Origin of the sequence: Acinetobacter tandoii DSM 14970 = CIP 107469 (assembly GCF_000400735.1) — a bacterium.
GTDB lineage: Bacteria > Pseudomonadota > Gammaproteobacteria > Pseudomonadales > Moraxellaceae > Acinetobacter > Acinetobacter tandoii.
Genome location: NZ_KE007366.1, coordinates 501322 through 524780 on the forward strand (window position 1 = coordinate 501322; position 23459 = coordinate 524780).

At 41.0% G+C, this 23459-nt stretch carries 22 protein-coding genes; 10 read left to right on the forward strand and 12 right to left on the reverse strand.

Annotated features, from left to right (window positions below; genetic code table 11):
* Positions 1-36: 36 nt before the first annotated feature.
* From I593_RS09015 to I593_RS09045, 7 genes are all read right to left on the reverse strand, one after another.
* Positions 37-885: a class II glutamine amidotransferase gene (locus I593_RS09015; protein WP_016167259.1), complete on the reverse strand. Its 849-nt coding sequence runs from the start codon at positions 883-885 to the stop codon at positions 37-39.
* A gap of 99 nt (positions 886-984) precedes the next feature.
* The gene (locus I593_RS09020) at positions 985-1767 is read right to left on the reverse strand and encodes a GNAT family N-acetyltransferase (RefSeq protein ID WP_016167260.1); all 783 of its coding nucleotides are present in this window, start codon (positions 1765-1767) and stop codon (positions 985-987) included.
* Positions 1768-1912: 145 nt separating this feature from the next.
* Positions 1913-2812: an acetylglutamate kinase gene (gene argB, locus I593_RS09025; protein ID WP_016167261.1), complete on the reverse strand. Its 900-nt coding sequence runs from the start codon at positions 2810-2812 to the stop codon at positions 1913-1915.
* A gap of 12 nt (positions 2813-2824) precedes the next feature.
* Positions 2825-4249 (reverse strand): phosphomannomutase/phosphoglucomutase, encoded by a 1425-nt coding sequence (locus I593_RS09030; protein WP_016167262.1) that lies wholly within the window; start codon positions 4247-4249, stop codon positions 2825-2827.
* Between the two features lie 206 nt (positions 4250-4455).
* Positions 4456-4908 carry a dUTP diphosphatase gene (dut, locus tag I593_RS09035; RefSeq protein ID WP_016167263.1) on the reverse strand — a complete coding sequence of 151 codons (453 nt, stop codon included), beginning with the start codon at positions 4906-4908 and terminating at the stop codon, positions 4456-4458.
* 35 nt (positions 4909-4943) lie between these two features.
* Complete coding sequence (locus tag I593_RS09040; RefSeq protein WP_016167264.1) at positions 4944-6983, reverse strand: UvrD-helicase domain-containing protein; 2040 nt, start codon at positions 6981-6983, stop codon at positions 4944-4946.
* Between the two features lie 147 nt (positions 6984-7130).
* Positions 7131-7778 (reverse strand): YiaD family glycine zipper/OmpA-like lipoprotein, encoded by a 648-nt coding sequence (locus I593_RS09045; protein ID WP_016167265.1) that lies wholly within the window; start codon positions 7776-7778, stop codon positions 7131-7133.
* 267 nt (positions 7779-8045) lie between these two features.
* Here I593_RS09045 and I593_RS09050 point away from each other — a divergent pair, with 267 nt between their 5' ends.
* From I593_RS09050 to I593_RS09075, 6 genes are all read left to right on the forward strand, one after another.
* Positions 8046-8984, forward strand: a complete 939-nt coding sequence (locus tag I593_RS09050; RefSeq protein ID WP_016167266.1) for an acyltransferase — start codon at positions 8046-8048, stop codon at positions 8982-8984.
* Between the two features lie 4 nt (positions 8985-8988).
* Positions 8989-10038: a hypothetical protein gene (locus I593_RS09055; protein WP_016167267.1), complete on the forward strand. Its 1050-nt coding sequence runs from the start codon at positions 8989-8991 to the stop codon at positions 10036-10038.
* 122 nt (positions 10039-10160) lie between these two features.
* Positions 10161-10889 (forward strand): septum site-determining protein MinC, encoded by a 729-nt coding sequence (gene minC / locus I593_RS09060; protein WP_016167268.1) that lies wholly within the window; start codon positions 10161-10163, stop codon positions 10887-10889.
* 65 nt (positions 10890-10954) lie between these two features.
* A complete protein-coding gene (gene minD, locus I593_RS09065) occupies positions 10955-11767 on the forward strand; it encodes a septum site-determining protein MinD (protein WP_016167269.1) in 813 nt (270 codons plus the stop codon).
* A gap of 2 nt (positions 11768-11769) precedes the next feature.
* Positions 11770-12042, forward strand: a complete 273-nt coding sequence (minE, locus tag I593_RS09070) for a cell division topological specificity factor MinE (RefSeq protein WP_016167270.1) — start codon at positions 11770-11772, stop codon at positions 12040-12042.
* 96 nt (positions 12043-12138) lie between these two features.
* Positions 12139-12426: a PA4642 family protein gene (locus I593_RS09075; protein ID WP_016167271.1), complete on the forward strand. Its 288-nt coding sequence runs from the start codon at positions 12139-12141 to the stop codon at positions 12424-12426.
* 51 nt (positions 12427-12477) lie between these two features.
* Here I593_RS09075 and I593_RS09080 read toward each other — a convergent pair whose 3' ends face one another.
* Complete coding sequence (locus tag I593_RS09080) at positions 12478-13380, reverse strand: AEC family transporter (protein WP_016167272.1); 903 nt, start codon at positions 13378-13380, stop codon at positions 12478-12480.
* A 107-nt stretch (positions 13381-13487) separates the two neighbouring features.
* Between I593_RS09080 and I593_RS09085 the strand changes: the two genes are divergently transcribed.
* Positions 13488-14369 (forward strand): LysR family transcriptional regulator, encoded by an 882-nt coding sequence (locus I593_RS09085; RefSeq protein ID WP_026441194.1) that lies wholly within the window; start codon positions 13488-13490, stop codon positions 14367-14369.
* Positions 14370-14422: 53 nt separating this feature from the next.
* On the opposite strand, the gene I593_RS09090 is transcribed toward I593_RS09085, so the two are convergent.
* Entirely contained in the window at positions 14423-17497 is a 3075-nt protein-coding gene (locus I593_RS09090; RefSeq protein WP_016167274.1) for a DNA translocase FtsK, read from the reverse strand.
* 252 nt (positions 17498-17749) lie between these two features.
* Between I593_RS09090 and trxB the strand changes: the two genes are divergently transcribed.
* The 3 genes from trxB to I593_RS09105 all read left to right on the forward strand — a co-directional run bounded on the left by trxB (position 17750) and on the right by I593_RS09105 (position 20354).
* Complete coding sequence (gene trxB, locus I593_RS09095) at positions 17750-18703, forward strand: thioredoxin-disulfide reductase (RefSeq protein WP_016167275.1); 954 nt, start codon at positions 17750-17752, stop codon at positions 18701-18703.
* Positions 18704-18784: 81 nt separating this feature from the next.
* Positions 18785-19519, forward strand: coding sequence for a leucyl/phenylalanyl-tRNA--protein transferase (gene aat, locus I593_RS09100; protein ID WP_016167276.1), 735 nt, complete (start codon positions 18785-18787; stop codon positions 19517-19519).
* 19 nt (positions 19520-19538) lie between these two features.
* Positions 19539-20354, forward strand: a complete 816-nt coding sequence (locus tag I593_RS09105; RefSeq protein WP_016167277.1) for an arginyltransferase — start codon at positions 19539-19541, stop codon at positions 20352-20354.
* Positions 20355-20403: 49 nt separating this feature from the next.
* Here I593_RS09105 and rimI read toward each other — a convergent pair whose 3' ends face one another.
* From rimI to tuf, 3 genes are all read right to left on the reverse strand, one after another.
* Entirely contained in the window at positions 20404-20865 is a 462-nt protein-coding gene (gene rimI / locus I593_RS09110) for a ribosomal protein S18-alanine N-acetyltransferase (RefSeq protein WP_016167278.1), read from the reverse strand.
* Positions 20866-20982: 117 nt separating this feature from the next.
* Positions 20983-21864, reverse strand: a complete 882-nt coding sequence (locus tag I593_RS09115) for a metal-dependent hydrolase (RefSeq protein WP_016167279.1) — start codon at positions 21862-21864, stop codon at positions 20983-20985.
* A 313-nt stretch (positions 21865-22177) separates the two neighbouring features.
* A complete protein-coding gene (gene tuf / locus I593_RS09120; RefSeq protein WP_016167280.1) occupies positions 22178-23368 on the reverse strand; it encodes an elongation factor Tu in 1191 nt (396 codons plus the stop codon).
* Between the last annotated feature and the right edge of the window lie 91 nt (positions 23369-23459).

Sequence of the window (23459 nt, forward strand, 5' to 3'; positions counted from 1 at the left end):
ATTTAGTAGCATCATTCCGCAATTCGCGCACCGGTCTCAATATTGATCAGCGCGAGTGATGCGTTTTAAAGTCGGATTGGCTTTCTCTCGAACTAAACGCTCGACCTGAGTAAATGCACGCTGAATCGGTTGTCCATATTGAAATAAAATCATTTCGCCTGGTTGAAATGCCTGCCAAACTTCATTTTGTGTTAATGGTTCAGTCGTAATAACAGCTACGCGATCTTCTGGAGTCGTCACTTGACTAAAATCGACTTCGACATCAAGATCAATCAACTGTGCAGGTTTAAACGGATATTCACGTACCAACCAATGTAATTTAGTAATGGCGTAGCTAAATAACGCCTGACCATTGGATAAGCAAAAGTTAAAAGTTCCGTGTTCTGCAATTTTTGGAGCAATTTCTAAGAGTAGCTCAAACACTTGAGTTAAAGATGGCTCGACATAACCAAATTTTGCGACCAATTGATCCAATAAAAAACAAAAAGCACGTTCACTGTCCGTATTGCCAATCGGAGTAAAATGTCCCGTTAATGGCGGATCAAAATCAAGCAAGTCACCATTATGAGCAAAAATCCACTGACGCCCCCATAACTCACGCATAAAAGGATGCGAGTTTTCTAAGTTAATTTTGCCTTGTGTCGCTTTACGAATATGTGCAATTACATTGCGTGATTTAATCGGATAATTCCGTATCAGTTCCGCAATTGGAGATTCAACCGCAGACTGATTATCCACAAATAAACGGCAAGCTTTGTCTTCAAAAAAAGCAATACCGAAGCCATCACAATGATCTGAAGTAATGCCCGCACGCTGTGAAAAACCACGGAAAGAGAACGTAATATCCGTTGGGGTCGCACAATTCATTCCGAGCAACTGGCACATAAGCAACTATAAACACTTTAATAGATTATGGGTTTATTGTGCATGACGACAGCAAGGCTTGTAAATCTTAATCTGTGCTAGGTTCATTAATTTTAATGCTTAACGCTGGATATTCTTTTTCATAACAAAACTCTTCGCCATTTTATTCGCCTCAAGTAAAACGAAATAATCCAGACAATTAAATTCACGATCATAAAATGCTTGCTGGGATAATTTGGCATTCATTTTTAAATACACATCAAACAATTTAGGAATTTTTTCATCTTGTGCAAAACTGTATTCAGGATGTGTCGGCTCATATGCCACTTGCGGTTGAATTGCACAAGTTTGCGTTGGGCTGAGTTGTTTTAAATATTGATGCGTATAATACGCACGTGCCTGATTGCCTTGTAAACGGATACTGACACAACCAATCAAATATTTTGCCCGCATCTCCCAAAGAACTTTAGGAACAAGATTGAGCCATAAAATGGATAAGGCACGACCAGAACGATAACGATGATGCACACACGTTCGTCCAATTTCTACAATATTGGATAAATGTCCCAGCTCATCAATAATTTTAAATTCTTGCGCACTATAGCTCTGTGCCAAATCTTGTCCTTGCAAGAGTTTTAAGCGTGTATAGGCAACAATTTCATTGCTGTATTTATCACGCAGTACTGCATGTTCACAGCCAAAATCATACAAATCCTGATCGATGTCTTGATCGAATGTAATCCCGAATTGTTGAGAAAATTGTGCTGCTCGGAATTTCTGGACTTCGTGTAATTGCTTTAAATCTTCTACCCATTCAAAGCGGTATTGATGAGTCTGTTTTGTCGCTTTTTTTTGTAATGGCAAAGTAAAGTTTTGACGATATAGATTCAACTTTTCAAACATTGTTATGCGCTCTTCTGGCTTTTTTCATACACTAGGCAATGCAGATGACAATACAATGACTAAAAAATGACGACTGTTAAATAATCTCCACAATAAAAAACCAGCCCTTAAGGACTGGCTTTAAACATAAGATAAATTGAATGAATTAGTGTTTGGCACGATTGGTAATTAATGTACCCACACCATGATCGGTAAAGATTTCCAATAAAGTTGCATGTGGAACACGACCATCTACAATATGTGCGCTCACCACACCACCTTTAACTGCATCTAAAGCGCAACCCACTTTTGGAATCATGCCACCATAAATCACGCCTGTTTCAATCAGACGGTCGACTTCCTGCGTGGTTAAGCCCGTAAGTAAGTTTTTATTTTCATCCAATACGCCCGTAATATTGGTCAGCAAAATCAGCTTTTCTGCACCGAGTGCTTCAGCCACTTTGCCAGCAACCAAATCTGCATTGATGTTATAAGTATTCCCTTGATCATCGACACCCAACGGCGCAATTACAGGAATAAAATCACTTTGGGTAAACATTTCCAGTACATCAGTTTTAACACCAATGACTTCACCCACTAAACCTAAATCAATTTCTTTGACTGAACCATCTTCTTGGTTTTTCTGCATCAACAATTTTCGTGCACGAATTAAATTGCCATCTTTACCTGTTAAACCAATGGCACGACCGCCATGTTGGTTAATTAGATTAACGATGGATTTATTCACACTGCCACCCAGCACCATTTCCACCACTTCCATGGTTGCAGGGTCAGTCACACGCATACCATCAATACGGTCAGACTCACGCCCCAATTGTTTTAGGAAAGAATCAACTTGGGGGCCGCCACCATGCACCACAATTGGGTTTAAACCGACGGTTTTTAATAAAACAATATCACGTGCAAAAGAGCTTTCCAGCTCAGGATCGGTCATTGCATTGCCGCCATATTTTACGACCAGCGTTTTACCCGAAAAACGTTGAATATACGGCAAAGCTTCTGTCAAAATTTGTGCTTTGTCGATGCCAGTCTGCTGATGTGGCATTCGCCTCTCTCCTCAATGAGCATTTAAAATGTCGTGTGCGATTTTAGGATATCGATCACTTAACATGGAAACAAAAGATTGCCGAATATCGTTTAAACGAGCAGGATTATCGGCGTCAAAACGAACAGTAAAATATTCGCCAGTATTGGATGCTCGAATAATGCCAAAACCATCTTCAAAATCAAGCCGTACACCATCAATTTTACTTAATTGAGCAGCGATATGATGGCTCTGGACTTCAATATCAGCCAATAAGGACTTAGGATCAGCACTATAAGTACTGATATAAGTATCTTCAGTACCACAACGTTCAGGGTATTTGACCAGTGCTTGCGAAAGGGTGAAATCTGGACGTTGACTTAAAAATTCGAGTACGCGTAAGGCGGCATATAAGCCATCATCATAACCAAAACCGCGCCCATCATTAAACACGTAATGTCCAGCATATTCCCCACCAAACACAGCTTTTCCGTGTGATTGCATGAGATATGTCTTTAAGAAACTACTGCCAGTGCGAATCATTTTGGCTTGCCCACCCAATTCACACACCGTATTGCGTACCATCGTTGAGCATTTTACATCAAACACCACTTCATGCTGAGGATGAGTGGCTAAGCACATTTCAGCGAATAAAGACAATAATCGATCTGCGCTAATGATGCTGCCGTGTTCATCGACCAATACCAGTCGATCACCATCTCCATCGAGCGCAATACCCATATCTGCTTGTTGCTGCCGAACAGTTTCAGTCAAAGCAATTAAATGACTGGCTTGCGATGGGTCTGGGGCATGATCAGGAAATTCGCCATTCGATTCACAACGCAGTGCCGTCACCTGACAACCTAACTTTTGTAAAACTAAAACGGCACAGCGACCTGCCGAACCATGTAAACCATCAATCACGATATGGAAAGGTCGTTTCAGTTGAATATCTTCTAAAATGCCTTGCTGATACTGCAAACAGTAGTTCACATCAAAATCATGCTGAACATGGGTTAAAGCTACTCTACGCTGTGGTGAAAACTGTAAGCTCGCGACATAACCCACTTGTTGGATCATCTCGGGACACGGCGGTTCACCTCGCATAATCCACTTGATGCCATTGTCAGTTTTCGGATTATGGCTCGCGGTAACCATAATACCATTGCCTGCAAATTGGCGCGCACTGTAATACAACATTGGGCTAGAACAACAACCCACGTTCACGACATGAAAACCTTGTTTTTCGAATATTGTTTGTATAATTTGGGCGTAAGCAGGGCTACTCAAACGAGCATCATAACCAATCACCACAGTAGTTTGAGCGGCTTGTTGATACTGGCACGCCAGACCATAGGCAATTGCTTCGACCAATTCAGGTGTTAATAACGTTATTTTTCCACGAATATCATAGGCACGAAAGACCTGCCATGGAAATATAGGTTGTTGAATATTCATATATTTGTAACTTCTGAATCCAACGAATACTTTAAAAGTCCGTCTTATTCATACAACGTAAATGTTTTAAAATATTTCTAGTTTATATCTGAATAGAATTGAACTGTTAATACTATTTAAGTGTTGTTGACAGCGTTTAAAGTTGTATTGAATGAAATCTTTTATATTTCAGAATGAAAGAGCCCACAGGCCCTTTCATATTAACATCAGTTTTTACCTGTATGTCCAAAACCGCCTGCACCGCGCTCAGTCGCTACAAATTCGTCTACTTGTTCAAATTCAGCTTGCACCACAGGAACAAGTACATACTGTGCCAAACGTTCACCTGGTTCTAAAGTAAATGCAGCTTGACCACGGTTCCATACCGAAACCATCAATTCGCCTTGGTAGTCGGAATCAATTAAGCCCACAAGGTTACCTAAAACGATACCGTGTTTATGCCCTAAGCCTGAACGCGGCAGAATTAAACCTGCAAAGCCTGTATCTTCGATATAAATAGCTAAACCTGTTTTAACCAAAACTGTTTGACCTGGTTCAATCACAGTGGGTTCAGTCACACATGCGCGCAAATCCAGACCTGCTGAACCTTGCGTCGCATAAGTTGGCATAGGCCATTCTTGTCCTAAACGTGCATCTAGAACTTTAACTTGAACCTTCATATTGTTTCCTGCTGTTTCAAAAATAAATATCGAGATTAACGCTTAATTAAAGCGCGTAAATTTTCAAGGTAGTGTTGTGCTTGCTGCTTGGGGTCAACATTGCCCGCGAGCTTTTTCTTGCGCCCCAACCACTCCAATTCATCTTGTGGCAATTCATCTAAAAAGCGGCTTGGGGTCATTTGACGCATTTGCCCACCCGCCTTACGTTGCTCTGCCAAGGTAATGGTCAACCCCTGACGCGCTCGGGTAATGCCCACATACATCAAACGACGCTCCTCCTCGACCGTTTCAGCAACAATCGAGTTTTTATGTGGCAGTAGTTCTTCTTCCAAACCAATTAAATATACGAATGGAAATTCCAGACCTTTAGATGCATGCAGAGTCAACAAATTGACTTTATCAGTGTCTTCTTCTTCCTGTTGTTGCTCCAACATATCCAGCAACACCATTTTGCGAATTACACTTTCAATGTTGCGTTCATCCACATCTTCAGCACGGTTAATCAAACTTTGAATACTGGTGTATAGCACTTCAATATTGTCGAGTTTGGTTTTTTCCTGTGCAGGTGTAGCAGCAGATTCTTTGATGTAGTCGATATAACCCGCTTCGTGCATCATTTGGCGAATAATCGGTACAGGTTCATCATCTTCTAGCAATTCACGAGTAAAGTTACTAATGAACTCAGCAAATTCAGCCAGTTGTGTGGTTGCCTTTTTCGGAATCGCCATAGTCAAACGTTGATCGCCTGCGGCCGCCAATAAAGACAAATGATTTTCTTGGGCAAATAAACCGAGCTTTTCTAAAGTTACAGGTCCAATCGCACGTTTTGGTGTATTAATAATACGTAAGAATGCACTGTCATCTTCTGGGTTAATGATTAGTCGCAGATAACTCATGATGTCTTTGATTTCTGCACGCGCAAAGAAAGACTGACCACCAGATAACTTATACGGAATCTGCATTTGACGCAGTTGCGTCTCTAAAATACGTGCTTGGAAATTACCCCGATACAAAATGGCATAATCTTTCCAATTTTTGCCATTCATCAGTTTATGGGTAATCAGGTCTTTGACCACGCGTTCTGCTTCATCATCATCATTACGGCAGGTAATCACGCGAATGACTTCACCATGACCTTTGTCTGACCAAAGTTTTTTATCAAAAATATGCGGGTTATTCCCAATCACCGTATTCGCTGCTTTTAAAATACGGCTGGTTGAACGATAGTTCTGTTCCAGTTTAATGACTTTTAAATTGCGAAAATCTTCATTTAGCAATGCCATATTTTCTGGCTTTGCTCCACGCCATGCATAGATCGATTGGTCATCATCACCCACAGCGGTAAACTGCCCCATTACACCGACCAAAAGTTTCACTAAAATATATTGTGCGGTGTTGGTATCTTGATATTCATCGACCAACAAATAGCGAATACGATTTTGCCAACGATCTCGTACTTCTTGATTCTCTTGTAACAAACGCGTCGGCATGACAATCAGATCATCAAAATCTACCGCATTATAAGCACGCAAATTACGCTCATAAAGTTGGTACAAATGCGCCATTTGAATGTCTTCAGGTGTTTCACAAGTGGTGTGCGCCTGTTCAGGAGGAATCAAATCGTTTTTCCAATCTGAAATCATCTTCATGGCTTTGGCGATTAATTCTTTGCTTTCCGCACCCGACATATTATCGCGGTGCATTAAGTCCATGAGAATACGCTTACAGTCATCAGCATCTAAAATAGAAAAATTAGCTTTTAATGGCGTATTTTTAAGTTCTAAACGTAATAAATTCAGACCAAAGGTATGGAAAGTGGAAACTGACAGACCTTTCGCTTCTTCACGTGACAATAACTTGGTCACGCGCTCTTTCATTTCACGCGCTGCTTTATTGGTAAAGGTCATTGCAGTAATACGATATGCAGGAATACCGCAATGCTTAACCAAATAAGCTATTTTACGCGTAATCACCGAAGTCTTACCCGAACCAGCCCCTGCAAGTACTAACAAGGGTCCTTGAGTATATTTCATGGCTTCAAGTTGCTTGTCATTTAACTGACTTGCCAGTGACATAGTCTTTCCTCTTTTTGATCCGAGCTAGATTATAGACATCAAATACCCAGATGCCTAACCTAAAATGACGATTCTCTGTTCATAAAAAAAGCCACCTAAAGGTGGCTTTCCTGAAACTCAATGATTTCTAAGCAAACAAAACTTCAATTATTTTGTTTCATACACTGTAATTTCTACACGACGGTTTTGTTCACGGCCCGCAGCAGTATCATTGCTCGCGATTGGTGAAGAAGAACCATAACCACGCGCAGTCATACGTGAGCTTGCAATCCCTTGAGAAGATAAGTAGTTCAATACAGAGTTTGCACGGTTTTGAGATAATGGGTTGTTAATCGCATCAGTACCTGTGTTGTCAGTATGACCATGAATAACAAGTGCAAGTTTGTTCGCTGTACCATCTTCACGTAATACACGCGCAACATCATTCAATGCTGTTTGGAAACGTGGTTGAATGGTAGAAGAGTTTGTTGCGAAAGTAACGCTTGGCATTACAAGATTAATCGAACCATCTTTGTTACGATCTACATCAACGCCAGTACCCGCAAGTTCTTCACGAAGACGTTTTTCTTTTTTGTCTAATAAAAGACCAGCACCGCCGCCCACTACAGCACCAATCGCTGCTGCTTGACCCATTTTATCTTTGTCTGCATTTGAATAAGCAAGACCTGCACCCAATAATGCACCTAGACCTGCACCGATTGCCGCTTTGTCATATTCCATTCCTGTGCCAGTAGATTGACAACCTGAAAGAACCAACGCCCCTGCTACTGCTGATGAAATTAATAGTGCACGCATGACATGCCTCCATTTGTGTGTTTTGTTTATGCCTGAAATAGTCGCTGAAAAAGAAGACTTAGACCATTGATTTTTTGTTAATAATATCGCGCGTGGTTACATTTTGTAATAATTAATTTCAATTTCGAATGTGCATTCATCACAATCCCTACATGTTTGATCAATCATGAAGGATAATTTACCAAACAGAACGCTTGTTTTATTTTCAGAATTTGCAACTATATTCAACAACGATAATGGATGATTTTACTTAGGATTATTTTTTATATGTCATCTCAAGCAAACAAACAACCCATATTAAAAAAAATCACACGTGGACTCACTGTTGGCTCTGTCATGACAGGCAGCACTTTTTTTCATGGACCACCAGTACTCGCTCTCGGTTTAACCAAATTATTTAAACAATCGCAAAAAGTCGATAAAACCAATATTCAGATTACCAATAGTTGGTTAGGTGTGAATAACTGGCTCATTGATCACGTTCTACCCCATCTAAAATGGGATATTACGGTCGATGAAAATCTCGACTTGAGTATGCAAGGTCGTTATTTAATGACTTGCAATCACCAAAGTTGGGTCGACACGACAGTAAATCAATATTTTGGACTGACACGAATGCCCCTGACACGCTTCTTTACCAAATGGGAGCTGATTTTTATTCCCTTTGTTGGACAAGCCTTCAAAATTTTGGGCTTCCCGATGATGAAACGACATACCAAACAAGAAATTGAGAAAAATCCTGAGCTTAAAACCCGAGACATGGAAGAAGCACGCAAAGCCTGTGAACAATTGTTAAGCCAACCTTTTACACTACTAAACTATTTAGAAGGTACTCGATTTACCCCTGAGAAACACAAGAAACAAAACTCGCCTTACCAAAATCTTCTTAAACCGAAAGCTGGCGGACTTGCATTGGCCTTGAATATTTTAGGTGATCAAATTGATGCGCTAGTGGATATGACCATTGTTTATCCTGATGGTGCACCAGGTTATGGCGAATTCTGGCTAGGTGAAGTGGGTCGTATTGCAGTGAATTTACGCAAAATCGAAATTCCTGGCTGGGTTCTAGGCGGAAACTATGAAGATGATGATGAATATCGTGCGCGCTTCCAAGCATGGGTCGATCATCTCTGGACTGAAAAAGATCAGTTAATTAGTCAAATGAAAGCGAAATATTCAACAACTGCCGAAGTGAGTGCGGTGTAATTCTATGAAGCAGAACAGGTCAATACCAAAATCAAAATATCATCGTGTCGATCCACAGAGCTTGTCGTTCAAACTCTATCTAATCTATGACACCTTTATGGTATTCCTGATCATTTTTAACTTGTTCTGCTTAGCTGCCAATTTTTTCTTGATGAGCAATATTGGTGGTTGGTTTCTAAACTCAATTCAGTTAGATGAAGCGCTTAACTTTTATCGTACTCATCTCCATCCGTGGGTGATTACCACCGAAGCTTGGTTTATTTTGTTCTTAATTACTGAGCTTTTTGTACGTTGGGTGATTGCAGTCATTTATCGTCATCATCGCCGCTGGTTTTTTTTCCCTTTTATTCATTGGTATGAAATTCTAGCCATTATTCCACAGCTACGTTTTCTACGTTTATTCCGTGCAGGAATTATTGTTTTTCGTCTGCATGAATTGGGTTATAACGTCATTCCAGAATCAATTCAGAAAAGAGCCAAGTTTTACTACCGTGTGATCATGGAGGAACTATCTGATCGTGTAGTCATTACCGTATTAGATGGCGTGAAGCATGAACTGAATACCAGCTCAACTCATAGAAAAATTATTCATGATTTAGTCGATCATCATCGTACCCTATTTGCGCAAGCTTTAGCTGAACTGTTACAAGAGTCACTGGCGGCGGAACTACAACAGCGTCAGACCTTGATTGCTCAAAATATTGGTGCAATTGTAAATCAAGCCATTGAAGATACGCCTGAACTTACCCAACTGTTACGTTTAATTCCTATTGTTGGTGGACGAATTGAACATCAAATCCAGAGCATTGGGCAGCGTTTAGGAGAAAATATTACCTATGGTATTTTAGAACCCTTAGTCTCTGGAAGCCCTGAACAGCCTAATCATACCTATAAGCTGATTGCTGAAAAAGTCAGCGAATTAAATATTGATAATGAGGCATTGGAACAACTGGTTGAATCTGCTGTATATGAAAGCTTGGATGCCATTCGTAAGCAAGTGAAAGTAAAACAATGGTTAGAAGACCTTGAAGAGCTCGATCAAGCTAAAGAATAAGCATTAAGATAAAAAAGTTACAAACTTGGCTAGAGAATTCAAAGAATTTGTTCTAGGATTTGCTCTATTTACAACATCGCTTCGGCATAAAACCAATAGCTTCGAAGTCTTAAGGATAAAATATGGCTGATATTCGGATCACCGGTAGAATGGTTAACTTTAGTAGATTAACCTTCGACACAAATGACCATAATGCCATTCGTCAACAACTGACCCAATTACTTCAAGACAGCACAACTCATGGTGCGCTTGTTATTTTAGACAGTACTGTTGAACAAGAACTGATTGCCCTGATTCAACTACTGCTTGACTTAGATTTACAACCTATGGCGGTAATTGAAGGTTTATTGGGCGATGAAGCACGTGCCATTCAATTTCCAGTACTCCCTGCCGACAGTAAATCGTTACAACGTATTAAAGCCACTCAAGAACAAGTGGTTGAAACTGTTGTCCAAGCACCCGAAGCAACAACAGAAAATACGCAAAAAGTAGCGCCATTTCCGCGTAATATTGGACATATTACCTCGTATCACGATGAAATCTTACGTACAGGTCAATGTTTAGTGCAAGATCATGGCGATATTATCGTCAATGCAGGGATAAATAGTGGTTCAGAAGTAATTGCTTCAGGAAATATACATATTTATGGCAGTGCTCGTGGTAGAGTTATCGCAGGTGCTGGTGGAAACAGTGCTGCTCGCATTTTTTGTCACTCACTTGAAGCTGAATTGGTTTCAATTGCAGGGACATATTGTGTCGCCGATGATATTCCACCCCATGTCTTAAAGAAGTCTGTACATATTTATTTAAATGAAAACCAAGAGCTGGAATTTAAAGCTCTGGAATTTTAATGTATAAATAAACACCAAAACCCCGCTAATTAAAGGGGGGATTTACCATAACAGGAGTGGATTCGGTGGCGAAAATTGTTGTCGTAACATCAGGCAAAGGTGGCGTAGGAAAAACTACGACCAGTGCATCTTTTGCAACAGGTTTAGCCCTTCGTGGTCACAAAACTGTTGTTATTGATTTTGACGTAGGTCTACGTAATCTTGACCTCATTATGGGCTGCGAACGTCGTGTTGTGTATGATTTTGTGAATGTTTTAAATAACGAAGCACGATTACAACAAGCACTTATTCGTGATAAAGATATTGAGAACTTATACATTTTACCTGCATCACAAACGCGCGATAAAGATGCGTTAACCGATGAAGGTGTTGCACGTGTAATGGACGAATTATCTCAAGAATTCGATTACATTATTTGTGATTCTCCTGCGGGGATTGAGCGTGGTGCTATTCTAGCCATGTATCATGCAGATGAAGCGATTATTGTGACCAACCCTGAAATTTCTTCAGTACGTGACTCTGACCGCATTATTGGCATGCTAGACAGTAAAACTAAAAAAGTAGAACAGAATGAAGGACGTATACGCAAACACTTGTGTATTACTCGTTTTAATCCTGAACGTGCAGACAAGCAAGAAATGCTCACTATTGATGACATTTCAAAAGACATTTTACGTGTACCTACACTGGGTGTCGTGCCTGAATGTAAAAGCGTTTTACAAGCCTCTAACGAAGGTAAACCGGTTATTTTGTTCCAAGATGCAGAAGCTGGACAAGCTTATGAAGACTTGGTTGCACGTTTCCTTGGTGAAGAACGTCCTTACCGTCACATCACAGTCAAACCTAAAGGCTGGTTAGCACGATTATTTGGAGCGTAAATATGGCAGGATTCTGGAGTAAATTATTCAGTAGTGATGACAAACCATCTAGCGCACAAATGGCGAAAGACCGTTTGAAAGTCATTGTTGCATCTGAACAAGGCTTAGGTAAACGCTTAAGCCAAGATAAAATTGACCAAATGAAAAAAGAAATCATGCAAGTGGTCAACCGCTATGTGCGTGGAGTGGATGAAGAACATATCCAAATGTCTGTTCGTTCTGAAGCCAATATTGAAATGCTAGAGATGAATATCAATTTGCCTGAAGAGCGATAATCTGAAATCTGATTAGTCAAGCAAATTGATTCAAGGCAAAATAGCATCAGCTATTTTGCCTTTTTAGTTTGAAAAGAATATACCAAGGAGTTTGCGATGGCATTATCTCAGCCAGCAACGTTTAATGAAGAATGGTCGGATGAGCGCGTTTTTGCCTATTTAAATCAGCTTCCTCCTACAGGAGTTAATGCCGACTTTCATGTTCTTTACCACGCATTCAAACATATGCGCCCAACCGACTACGAGCGCTTGTTGACCCAATTCGTTGCCGATGGTCGCAATGTCAATGCAACCAATCCTCAAGGTCAACGTATTCATGATGTGATTGCTGAATACCCACGCCAACGAGATGGATTCTTAGAAGTCTTGGCAAAATTTGCTTAAGTCTTAAAGCCTACCTCGTGTAGGCTTTTTTATGCTCTGCTTATAAATGAACTAGAATAATAGCCCCATTAGCAATGGAAAGGTCAACGCAAATAAAAGTGTTTGTAAACTTATAATTGCTGCCATGAGTTGACTGTCACCATTAAAGAATCGCGTTAAAATATAAGATGCCGATGCCGTAGGTAAAGCAAAGAAAACCACCAAAATCGCTATATGCAATGGTGCTAAGCTGAAACTTTGTGCCACAAAATAAGCCAGTATAGGTACTCCAAGTAACCGCGATACACTATTCAACATAACACGCCCGAAATCTGGCTTGAGCTGACTAAATTGTAATGCAGCCCCGACAGAAATCAGACCTAATGGCAGACTACTACTTGCCAACAATTTCAATAATTGCGATATACCTTCTGGCATCAACAAACCAGAACAATTAAATATGATACCGAATAGACATGCGGTAATGAGCGGATTCTTTACTATCGACATCAGCGTAAAACGCAACTGACCCTGCGCACTTTGGGTAAATGAGCAAACCGAAATAATATTGACCAATGGAATTGCCACAGCAATGATCATAGAGAACAATTGCATACCTGTTGTGCCAAACATTAAGCTCATCAAGGAAAGCCCAATATAGGTATTGAATCGAATCTGGCTTTGAATATAAACCCCGAAACGAAGAACTGGAATGTGGAAATAAAACTTCAGTCCCCATAACAACAGACTGATTAGAATAATGAGTATGCCCAGTGCAATATAAAGCATGACAACCGAACCTAAATCTAGCTTTACACTCGAAAGATTGCTAAACAATAAAGCTGGGAAAAGAATGTAATAATTTAATTTTTCAGAGTTTGCCCAAAATGCCTCCTGCAAAAAACCTGTCTGCTTAAACACATATCCCATCCCTATCAGAAAAACCAACGGAAACAGTGCCATGATTATGTTCATTCATTTCTTCCAATTGCTGCACATCAGTTAGCTTTGACTCATTTTGGAAACAGAATATAATCCTTATTCTCCCTCATAATAAAATGAGTATTTCCTCATACCCTCAAATGACTTTTAGCCAACTTGAAATCTTTTTACTGGTTGCTAAACATCAAAGTTTTAGCAATGCAGCAAAACAACTCGGAATTTCACAATCCGCAGTGTCACATGCCATTAAAAGTCTGGAACATTTTTGGCGTGTACAGCTATTTAGTCGTGAACAAAATAATGTGGTACTGACTGAGATAGGACAACAGCTTCGCATCCATGCACAAGAAATTTTAAATACAGCACAAGTCATGCAACAGCAAGTTGCCGCAACACATGGACTGCAACAAGGTACTTTAAGAATCGGTTCATTTGGAGCATCTGCATCGATTCATCTTCTGCCTGAACTACTGCAAGCTTTTAGGACTGAATACCCTCAAATTGAAGTTTTTGTGGAAGAAGGTACAGACGATGAAGTCACACAATGGATTTTAAACCAACAGGTTGATGTCGGATTTGCGGTTTTACCCAATCATAAATTGGATACTTTTCCATTGATTAAAGATATTTTTATCGCGCTTATTCCTAACTCCTACCCCATTGCACAAATGAGTCAAGTGGATATTACCCAACTGAAGCACTACCCTTTTATTTTAACCAAGGCGGGCAGCCAAACGCATATTGAAAAACTCCTCAAACAATATGACATACAGCCCAAGATTCAATATCAGCTCTCACAATTATTGACCATTCTGAATATGGTCAATCAGCATGAAGGCATTTCAATTGTGGCGGATATGGCCATGACGCCAGAGCTGCTTGCACTGCATCCGAATGTGGTGAAACGTCCTTTGCTGCCGAATACACAACGTGAAATTGGGCTCGCCGTACGCAATCAAAAACTGATCAGTCCTGCCACACGTGCCTTTATTGAGCTGGCTCAGACCATGTTCTACTATTGAATTCAAGCGCATAAAAAAGCCTGCTCTTAGGCAGGCTTTTTAACAGATGAGCACTAGGCGAGAATATCCCGCTTACCATTCGCCCCCATCGCACTTACAATGCCACTTTCTTCCATTTGGTCGATAATACGTGCTGCACGGTTATAACCTAGACTGAATTTACGCTGTAGTGATGATGTCGAAGCTTTTCGTGTTTCTAAAACAAAAGCCACACATTGATCATACAAGGCATCTCGATCTGAACCGCCATCGCCCTCTTCAAAACCGCGTGAAGTTGGCTCTTCATCATACGGAGTCAAAATTTCATCAACGTAATCAGGGTCACCGCGTTCACGCCATGCATCACAAATACGGTTGACTTCATCATCAGAAATAAAAGCACCATGCACACGTTCAGGTTCAATTTTACCTGGACCTAAAAACAGCATATCGCCATGACCCAACATGTCTTCCGCGCCACCTGCATCGAGAATGGTGCGAGAGTCAATTTTACTATTAACACGTAATGCAACACGAGTCGGAATATTGGCTTTAATCAAACCTGTGATTACATCAACCGAAGGACGTTGTGTTGCTAACAGCAAGTGAATGCCCGCAGCACGCGATTTCTGTGCCAAACGGGTAATCATTTCCTCGGCTTTTTTGCCCACCTGCATAATCATATCGGCAAATTCATCCGCCACAATCACAATCGAGGGTAAAGGCGTTAAACGCGGTGCGCGCTCACCCACAACAGAGTCACTGGCCTTCCATGTTGGATCAATCAGGTCTTCCCCGTTCGCCAACGCTTCTTCCACCTTACGGTTATAGTCCGCAAGTTTACGAATTTTAAGGAATGACATGAGCTTGTAACGACGTTCCATTTCATTTACACACCAATTCAATGCATTAACTGCATCTTTCATGTCTGTCACGACAGGAGTAAGTAAGTGTGGAATGTCATTATAGTTAGCCAATTCCAACTGCTTCGGGTCAATCAAAATAAGACGTAATTGGTCAGGGGTATATTTCAATAGCATCGACAAAATCATCGAGTTCACAGCGACAGACTTACCTGAACCTGTGGTGCCTGCAACCAGCATATGTGGTGCTTTACCCAAATCGGTAATCACTGGATTGCCTGAAATATCCTTCCCCATTGCCATGGACAATAAGCCCGCTGGGTCACGATAGGCTGGCGTTTCGAGTAGTTCAATTAGACGGACCATTTCACGTGCACTATTCGGCACTTCAATTCCAATATATGGCTTACCTGGAATTACTTCGACCACACGTACCGAAGCCATCGACATGGATCGCGCCAAGTCCTTCGAAATATTGGTGACTTTGGATGCTTTGACCCCTGGGGCTAAATCCAATTCAAAGCGCGTCACGACTGGTCCTGGTTGTGCCTCGACCACTTTGGCTTTGACATTGAACTCTTGCAGTTTAATTTCAAGTAATTCCGAAAGACGTGCCAATTGTTCAGCCGTGAAATTGACTTTTTTATTCGGATCAACACGATCTAGCAAATCCAATTCTGGTAGCTTAGATAAATCACGACGTTTTTGGGCAACCTGCATAGCACGAGACATTGGGCGTCCCGCAGCATCCGTCAATGGTGCATCAAAGTCAAAATCATCTTCTTCTTGAGGTTTGCCAGCAGTTTCTTGCCATGCTTCGATGAACGCCTCTTTAGACAATTCAGCCTTAGTCTGCTCAATAAAACGCTCTGGTACTTCTATAGCAGTCTGTTGTATCGGTGTTTTAACAAAGGCTGATGATTGAGCGTAGGAAGATGCTACACGTGGCTCATCTACTGTGGCTGTCTGTTGTTCTTCTGCATCAAAATCGTCCAGAAAACGATCTAATTCATCGTTCAACATATGTGCCTTTGTTGCCCCAGCAGCAACACCTACCGCAGTAGAGATACTCGAAATTGGAGCTTCTGCAACGGCAATATCAGGAATTGCGGTAGCTTGAATAGTTTGAACTTCGCTACGTTGGAATGGACTATGTACATCCGAAGCTGCCTTACCACTAGGTACAGCAGCAAGTAGCTCATCAAAAATCTCATCATCGTCCCAATCAAGATTACTTTTGACTGGTTTCGGAGAAGATTCTATCTGAACATCAACGGGATATTGACGCTCTACTACCGAATTGAAATCATGCTTAGGAACCACAGTTTCATCTTCAGCAGCTTTTAATAATGCTTCAATGTCTTGTTTATGTAGTTGATCATTATTGGTATTTAAGGCACGCCAAACTTCACCTGTCGCAATGGTGCGCTGGCTATCTTGTTCAAGTTGATGTGCTTTGGCGATAGTTTTTTCAAACTCTTCATCGTCGTCTAAATCGAACTCAGTTGGTTGATTCAATTGAGACTCTTTCTGCACCATATCATCAAACAAACGCTCTGCTGCCACACCTGCAATAAATGGTTGTTCTACAGAGGCTTGAGATGGATTGCTATGATCCGATTCTGTTTGATCAACAGCCTTACTTGGAGCAACTGCAATCACCTGTTTTTTGACTTGAGGTGTGGTACGATCAAAATCAGATTCGCTCTCGGGCACATTTTTATAAAATAAATCTTGTAAATACGCAGGTGTAGCTCGCAAGGTATCCCACGTTTTGTTCCACTTTACGCCAAAGGCCAAAGTAAACAACACTACCCAAAACACCACTAAAAACAGTGCAGCACCATAAATGGTCAGCAGTTGACTCAGACTTTGCCCCAACTCATAGCCAATAATCCCACCAGAAGCATTGGCTAAAGTATCTGCAGGTACTTCCCAAAATAAAAATAAGAGTGTTGCCGTTGCCAACAAAATGAAAAACTGAGCAGCATAACGAAATGGTCGGTTCAAAAAGCTACGTGGCCACCAAACCTGAATCGCTTCAATAAATAAGAAAAGTGGGATGAGTAAGCTTGCCCAACCTAAAAATCCAAACAATAAATCTGAAATCCATGCTCCAGCGACACCGCTTGCATTGGAAACCTGTTGGGTGTCACTCGAAATATGCATCCAACCTGGATCAAAAGGTGTATAAGTGACTGTTGCAAGGAACAGATAAATCCCAAATGAGACTAAAAATAACGTCATCATTAAGCGCTGTGCATAAGCACCTGACACCGCAGCCATACTCTGTCCTGTAAGCATTTTTTCATTCATGTTTTTTTGGAAAACAACCTGAATTTGTTTCTTAATAAAACCTGATATTATGCACCTGTTCACGTAAAAAAGATGCAAGATTATGAGGGCTTGTTGTTAACTTTATTCTATATAGCTCAAATCGATTTGTATGATCAATATTACCCACATTGAACACACACAACTGTTATACACTTTCACGTATAATTTCATAAATTTTGAAAGAAAAAAAGGATGTCGCGAATGAGCGCTCGTCACTCACGATTAATTATTTTAGGTTCTGGTCCTGCAGGTTACAGTGCTGCAGTTTATGCTGCGCGTGCCAATTTAAAGCCAATGCTGATTGCTGGCTTGCAATTGGGTGGTCAATTAACCACAACAACGGAAGTCGATAACTGGCCAGGTGACCCAGAAGGTTTAACAGGTCCAGCGTTGATGGAACGTATGCAAGCCCATGCAGAACGTTTTGGCACTGAAATCGTGTATGACCACATCAATGAAGTTGACCTCAGTGTTCGTCCATTCGTCCTTAAAGGCGATATGGAAGAATTTACTTGTGATGCACTGATTATCTCAACGGGTGCAACTGCACAGTATTTAGGCTTAGAATCTGAAGCAAAATTCATGGGGCAAGGCGTGAGTGCTTGTGCAACTTGTGATGGTTTCTTCTATAAAAACCAGAAAGTCATGGTGGTTGGCGGCGGTAATACCGCAGTCGAAGAAGCCCTCTACCTGTCTAACATTGCTTCACACGTGACGCTTGTGCATCGTCGTGACAGTTTACGTTCAGAGAAAATTCTACAGGACCATTTATTTGAAAAAGAAAAAGAAGGCAAAATTAGCATTCTTTGGAACAATCAAGTTGATGAAGTCTTGGGTGATAACACAGGTGTAACTTCTGTACGCTTAAAATCAACTGTAGATGCAAGCACACAAGATATTGATGTCCAAGGTTTATTCGTTGCAATTGGTCACAAACCGAATACGGGGATGTTTGAAGGCCAACTCAATCTACGTGATGGCTACATTCAAGTGCAAAGCGGTACCTCGGGTAATGCAACGGCTACATCGGTTGCAGGCGTATTCGCAGCAGGTGACGTAGCAGACAGTATTTACCGCCAAGCAATCACTTCAGCAGGTTCGGGCTGTATGGCCGCACTAGATGCTGAAAAATATTTGGATGCTCTAGGTTCATAATCCTTTATATCCATTAAAACCGCCCAAATAGGGCGGTTTTTTTATGTATGATAGAACAAAGAATAATCCCTGAATTGAATCATGCAGCATACTTTAGCACCTTCTGAATATTTATTTCCCGATCCCATAAACTCAGACCCAGAAGGACATGGACTGATTTGCATAGGTGCTGATCTCTCCCCTTCTACGCTTTTTGAGGCCTATACACACGGTCTTTTTCCATGGTTTTCTGAAGGTGAACCTATTTGCTGGTGGTGTCCCGAGCCACGCTGCATTATCCGCCCTAATGATTATCAACCCAGTAAATCCTTGCTGCGGAATATGAAAAAGCATGACTATAAAATTACCATTAATCATGCTTTTGAATCGGTAATTCGCTCCTGTGCCCTGCCTCGCAGTTATGCAAATGACACGTGGATTTCCGAAGATATCATTCAAGGTTATTTAGGTATGTTTTCAGCAGGTTATGCCTATAGTGTGGAAGTGTGGGAACAGGATCAGCTTGTCGGTGGGCTGTATGGAGTAAGCATTGGCAAGGGTTGTTTTGGTGAATCCATGTTTAGCACACGAACAGACGTGTCTAAAATGGCATTTTATACCCTAATGTTACTTGGACAACAAAACCAGTTACCTTGGATTGACTGTCAATTGGTTAATGATCATTTACTCAGTCTTGGTGCTTGTACGATTTCTCGACAAGCGTATTTAAATTCGTTACAAGATATTATAAAACAACCCCCTATCGATTGGAAAAAGTATCAAGAGGGTGTATTTTCAAGTAAAAGAATAGCGTTATCTTCGCAATTAATCGAATGAAAACAATAGAGGGATCTTTATGAATTCATATCACCCGAAGTCCCTGTTAAATGATTTACAGTACTATATTACGCCACCACATGAATGCAGTTACCTTGAAAAGAAATCTGCTCGCATGGTTTTTCTAGATCCAGCCCATCGGATTGATGTGGTCACGTTGTCTGAACTTTCACGTGTCGGTTTTCGTCGTAGTGGGGACTTTGTTTACCGTCCTGAATGCCATTTGTGCCGTCAATGCTTATCTTGCCGCGTTCCCGTCCAAGAGTTTCAAATGAACAGCAAGCAAAAAAAAGCTTGGAAACGCAATCAAGATCTCACAGTCAAAATTACTCAACCGAAAGATGCGAGTGATGTACATTACGCATTGTATGAACGCTACATTCGTGAACGCCATGCCGACGGTGATATGTTCCCCCCTAGCTATGACCAGTTTGAAAAATTTCTGATTCATACCTGCACTGAAAGTTTTTTTCTGGAACTGTGGAAAGATGAGCAGTTGCTCTGCGTTTCGACCTGTGACCAACTTGATGATGGTGTGTCTGCGGTATATACATTTTTTGATCCCGATGAAAATCGTCGTTCATTAGGAGCCTTTGCCATCATGAAACAAATCCAATATGCGCAACAGCAGCAATTGGGCTATGTCTATTTAGGTTACTGGGTGCCACATTCCAATAAAATGAATTATAAATCGCAATACACGCCACTAGAATTATTGCTTGATGGACAGTGGCGTCGTATCAACCGCTCACTCAGTGCAGAAGAAATCCAACTTTTGGGAAACTCATTAATGACCACACTTCCTTCAGGATGGAATAATTCAATCATTAAATAGATGAATTATTTTGATGGAGTCTATTCACTCCATCAAAGAATGCTTTGAATCATAATTTAAATAACTGAGAAAAATCGTCAGTACATGCTTTAACCATAATAATCGCATGTTCACGCCCACCATTCGGGCATGGATAATAATTCTTACGTAAATCGATCTGATGAAAACCAGATTTTTCATACAGTGCAATCGCAGCTTGATTGCTTTCACGCACCTCTAAAAAAATTTGCACGGGTTGATTCTTAAGTAATGCAATTGACTCATCTAATAGCCGATATCCTAATCCTTTGCCCTGCTGATTGGGATGAATAGCCATGAGCAATAAATTCGCCTCATCTAAAACTGGCTGCAAAATACAAAAACCCACAACTTGTCCAGCCTGCTCAATCACCGTACTTTGGTAACTGTGCACTGCATCCTGAAATTGGTTCAACGTCCAAGGATGACTTTGTACCAGCTTTTCAATTTGAGCAACCGCATTGACATCAGTTTGTTGCATTAAACGAATCATGCACGTTCATCTTATCGATCTAAATAGACCTGCATTATAAAAATATTTCGCACAGAAACGAACAAAAACAGGGATATTTTTCATATCCCTGTGATCTTTAAAGCCCATCACCAAAGACTAAAGCCCTAGCTTTGCTTTCCAATTGGCCAGCAAACTTACCGTATCCAAATGATTTGGATGGAATCCTGGTTTAAAATACGCCAACATCTCACGTCCCATTCCCGTAATAATCCCTTTCGATGGACTATAACCATAAACATAGATATCTTTTAATGCCTTTAAATTGAGTTGATTATCTTGTTTTAACAAGCGTAGAACAAAATAACTTTGTACAACAAATAAGGTCGCCATGGCAGCAATTAACGAGCCACAACGTGCTAGATAGGCTTTCACTCCAGTTCCAAATACACCCTCAAACACATCATAAGCCACCGCTTTATGTTCATTTTCTTCGATCGCATGCCAGTACCACATGGTCGACATGGTTTCGTCAGTCATGAGTTCCTGAATATGGCGATTAATCAGTAATTGCGAAGCAATCGTTGCCGTAAAATGCTCTAAAGCAGTGGTTCCCATCAAGTCGATCATTTCTTGGGTAACACCCACAGGTTTAAATAATATTGCAGCTGTCTTGCGGAAGCCTTGAATGACTTTATCCGTTTGTTGTTCTAAACACGCGACATCATGTCCGTACTTTTGTGCCGAAGCATTAAAACCAACATGTTCTTGCGTATGCATGGCTTCCTGCCCAATGAAAGCACTGATTTCTTTTTGCAGCAGCTCATTGTCTTTAATTGCAGGGTGATAACGCACAGCACGCACACTATCAATAAAAAATTGCTCACCTGCTGGAAAAAGAGCAGACAACGCCGTCATGAAATGCGTAAGCCCTGCCGAGCCATTCATCCAATATTCAGGCACATTTTCAAAATTAAAGTTCATACGACGTACAGGAAAACTCGCACCTGCACGATTGGTAATTTTTACCTTAGCATTCATTCTGAGACTCCTACAGACCAATAAGGTCTAACCATCTTTATGCTTGTTTTTGTTGATTCTAATATTACGGTTTTCGCCACCTGCGATAAGGGCAGATAAGGTCAGCAAAGTATCAGTTAAGGACAGTTTTGAGCGTAAATTGTCTGACAATTTCTTTTTCTAGGACTAATTTCAACAGGCTGTCTGAATCTATTTTTCGTATGAATAAATCCACCGAATGTATAAGCGTCGAACAGAGATACAAAAGGCCAGCAATTTTATCTACATAAAAAAAGCGCCCCAAAGGAGCGCTTTTTTTCACACAATAAAGTGATTATGCAGTTACTTTCGCAACAACACCAGCACCTACTGTACGACCACCTTCACGGATCGCAAAACGTAGACCTGGGTCCATTGCGATTGGGTGGATTAATTCTACTGACATTTCAACGTTGTCACCTGGCATTACCATTTCAACGCCTTCTTGTAATTGGATTGCACCAGTTACGTCAGTCGTACGGAAATAGAATTGTGGACGGTAACCGTTAAGGAATGGAGTATGACGACCACCTTCTTCTTTAGAAAGTACGTATACTTCTGCGTCGAATTTAGTGTGCGGCTTGATTGTACCTGGTTTAGCAAGTACTTGACCACGTTGTACGTCTTCACGCTTAGTACCACGTAGAAGAATACCACAGTTCTCGCCCGCACGGCCTTCGTCAAGAAGTTTACGGAACATTTCAACGCCAGTTACAGTTGTTTTAACTGTATCTTTGATACCAACGATTTCAACTTCTTCGCCTACTTTCACGATACCAGCTTCTACACGACCTGTTACTACTGTACCACGGCCTGAGATAGAGAATACGTCTTCGATTGGCATCAAGAATGCTTTGTCGATCGCACGTTCTGGTTCTGGAATGTAAGTGTCAAGCGCTTCAACAAGAGCAAGAACTGAAGACTCACCGTACTGACCAGCATCACCGTTAAGCGCAGCAAGAGCAGAACCACGGATAACTGGAGTGTCATCACCTGGGAAGTCATAAGTAGAAAGAAGTTCACGAACTTCCATTTCTACTAATTCAAGTAATTCTTCGTCGTCAACAAGGTCGCATTTGTTTAAGAATACGATGATGTAAGGTACACCAACCTGACGTGAAAGAAGGATGTGTTCACGAGTTTGTGGCATTGGACCATCAGTCGCAGCACATACAAGGATCGCGCCGTCCATCTGAGCAGCACCAGTAATCATGTTTTTAACATAATCGGCGTGGCCCGGGCAGTCTACGTGAGCGTAGTGACGGATTGGAGAATCGTATTCTACGTGAGAAGTATTAATTGTAATACCACGTGCTTTTTCTTCAGGAGCAGAGTCGATTTGTGAGTAATCTTTCGCTTCACCGCCGTAAGTTTTTGCACAAATAGTTGCAATCGCAGCAGTTAAAGTAGTTTTACCATGGTCAACGTGACCGATTGTGCCCACGTTTACGTGTGGCTTATTACGTTCAAACTTAGCCTTAGCCATTTGATTTTCCTTTTTAAACTACTCATGCAGGATTACTGCATGAGCAACTGGTTATTAACTAAAAAATTAGTTTGGGCTTATAGTAATCGAA

What these genes read in the sequence shown, in the direction of transcription:
- I593_RS09015 (WP_016167259.1), bottom strand. Translation starts at nt 885, where the DNA reads ATGTGCCAGTTGCTCGGAATGAATTGTGCGACCCCAACGGATATTACG.
- I593_RS09020 (WP_016167260.1), bottom strand. Translation starts at nt 1,767, where the DNA reads ATGTTTGAAAAGTTGAATCTATATCGTCAAAACTTTACTTTGCCATTA.
- argB (WP_016167261.1), bottom strand. Translation starts at nt 2,812, where the DNA reads ATGCCACATCAGCAGACTGGCATCGACAAAGCACAAATTTTGACAGAA.
- I593_RS09030 (WP_016167262.1), bottom strand. Translation starts at nt 4,249, where the DNA reads ATGAATATTCAACAACCTATATTTCCATGGCAGGTCTTTCGTGCCTAT.
- dut (WP_016167263.1), bottom strand. Translation starts at nt 4,908, where the DNA reads ATGAAGGTTCAAGTTAAAGTTCTAGATGCACGTTTAGGACAAGAATGG.
- I593_RS09040 (WP_016167264.1), bottom strand. Translation starts at nt 6,983, where the DNA reads ATGTCACTGGCAAGTCAGTTAAATGACAAGCAACTTGAAGCCATGAAA.
- I593_RS09045 (WP_016167265.1), bottom strand. Translation starts at nt 7,778, where the DNA reads ATGCGTGCACTATTAATTTCATCAGCAGTAGCAGGGGCGTTGGTTCTT.
- I593_RS09050 (WP_016167266.1), top strand. Translation starts at nt 8,046, where the DNA reads ATGTCATCTCAAGCAAACAAACAACCCATATTAAAAAAAATCACACGT.
- I593_RS09055 (WP_016167267.1), top strand. Translation starts at nt 8,989, where the DNA reads ATGAAGCAGAACAGGTCAATACCAAAATCAAAATATCATCGTGTCGAT.
- minC (WP_016167268.1), top strand. Translation starts at nt 10,161, where the DNA reads ATGGCTGATATTCGGATCACCGGTAGAATGGTTAACTTTAGTAGATTA.
- minE (WP_016167270.1), top strand. Translation starts at nt 11,770, where the DNA reads ATGGCAGGATTCTGGAGTAAATTATTCAGTAGTGATGACAAACCATCT.
- I593_RS09075 (WP_016167271.1), top strand. Translation starts at nt 12,139, where the DNA reads ATGGCATTATCTCAGCCAGCAACGTTTAATGAAGAATGGTCGGATGAG.
- I593_RS09080 (WP_016167272.1), bottom strand. Translation starts at nt 13,380, where the DNA reads ATGAACATAATCATGGCACTGTTTCCGTTGGTTTTTCTGATAGGGATG.
- I593_RS09085 (WP_026441194.1), top strand. Translation starts at nt 13,488, where the DNA reads ATGACTTTTAGCCAACTTGAAATCTTTTTACTGGTTGCTAAACATCAA.
- I593_RS09090 (WP_016167274.1), bottom strand. Translation starts at nt 17,497, where the DNA reads ATGGCTGCGGTGTCAGGTGCTTATGCACAGCGCTTAATGATGACGTTA.
- trxB (WP_016167275.1), top strand. Translation starts at nt 17,750, where the DNA reads ATGAGCGCTCGTCACTCACGATTAATTATTTTAGGTTCTGGTCCTGCA.
- aat (WP_016167276.1), top strand. Translation starts at nt 18,785, where the DNA reads ATGCAGCATACTTTAGCACCTTCTGAATATTTATTTCCCGATCCCATA.
- I593_RS09105 (WP_016167277.1), top strand. Translation starts at nt 19,539, where the DNA reads ATGAATTCATATCACCCGAAGTCCCTGTTAAATGATTTACAGTACTAT.
- rimI (WP_016167278.1), bottom strand. Translation starts at nt 20,865, where the DNA reads ATGATTCGTTTAATGCAACAAACTGATGTCAATGCGGTTGCTCAAATT.
- I593_RS09115 (WP_016167279.1), bottom strand. Translation starts at nt 21,864, where the DNA reads ATGAATGCTAAGGTAAAAATTACCAATCGTGCAGGTGCGAGTTTTCCT.
- tuf (WP_016167280.1), bottom strand. Translation starts at nt 23,368, where the DNA reads ATGGCTAAGGCTAAGTTTGAACGTAATAAGCCACACGTAAACGTGGGC.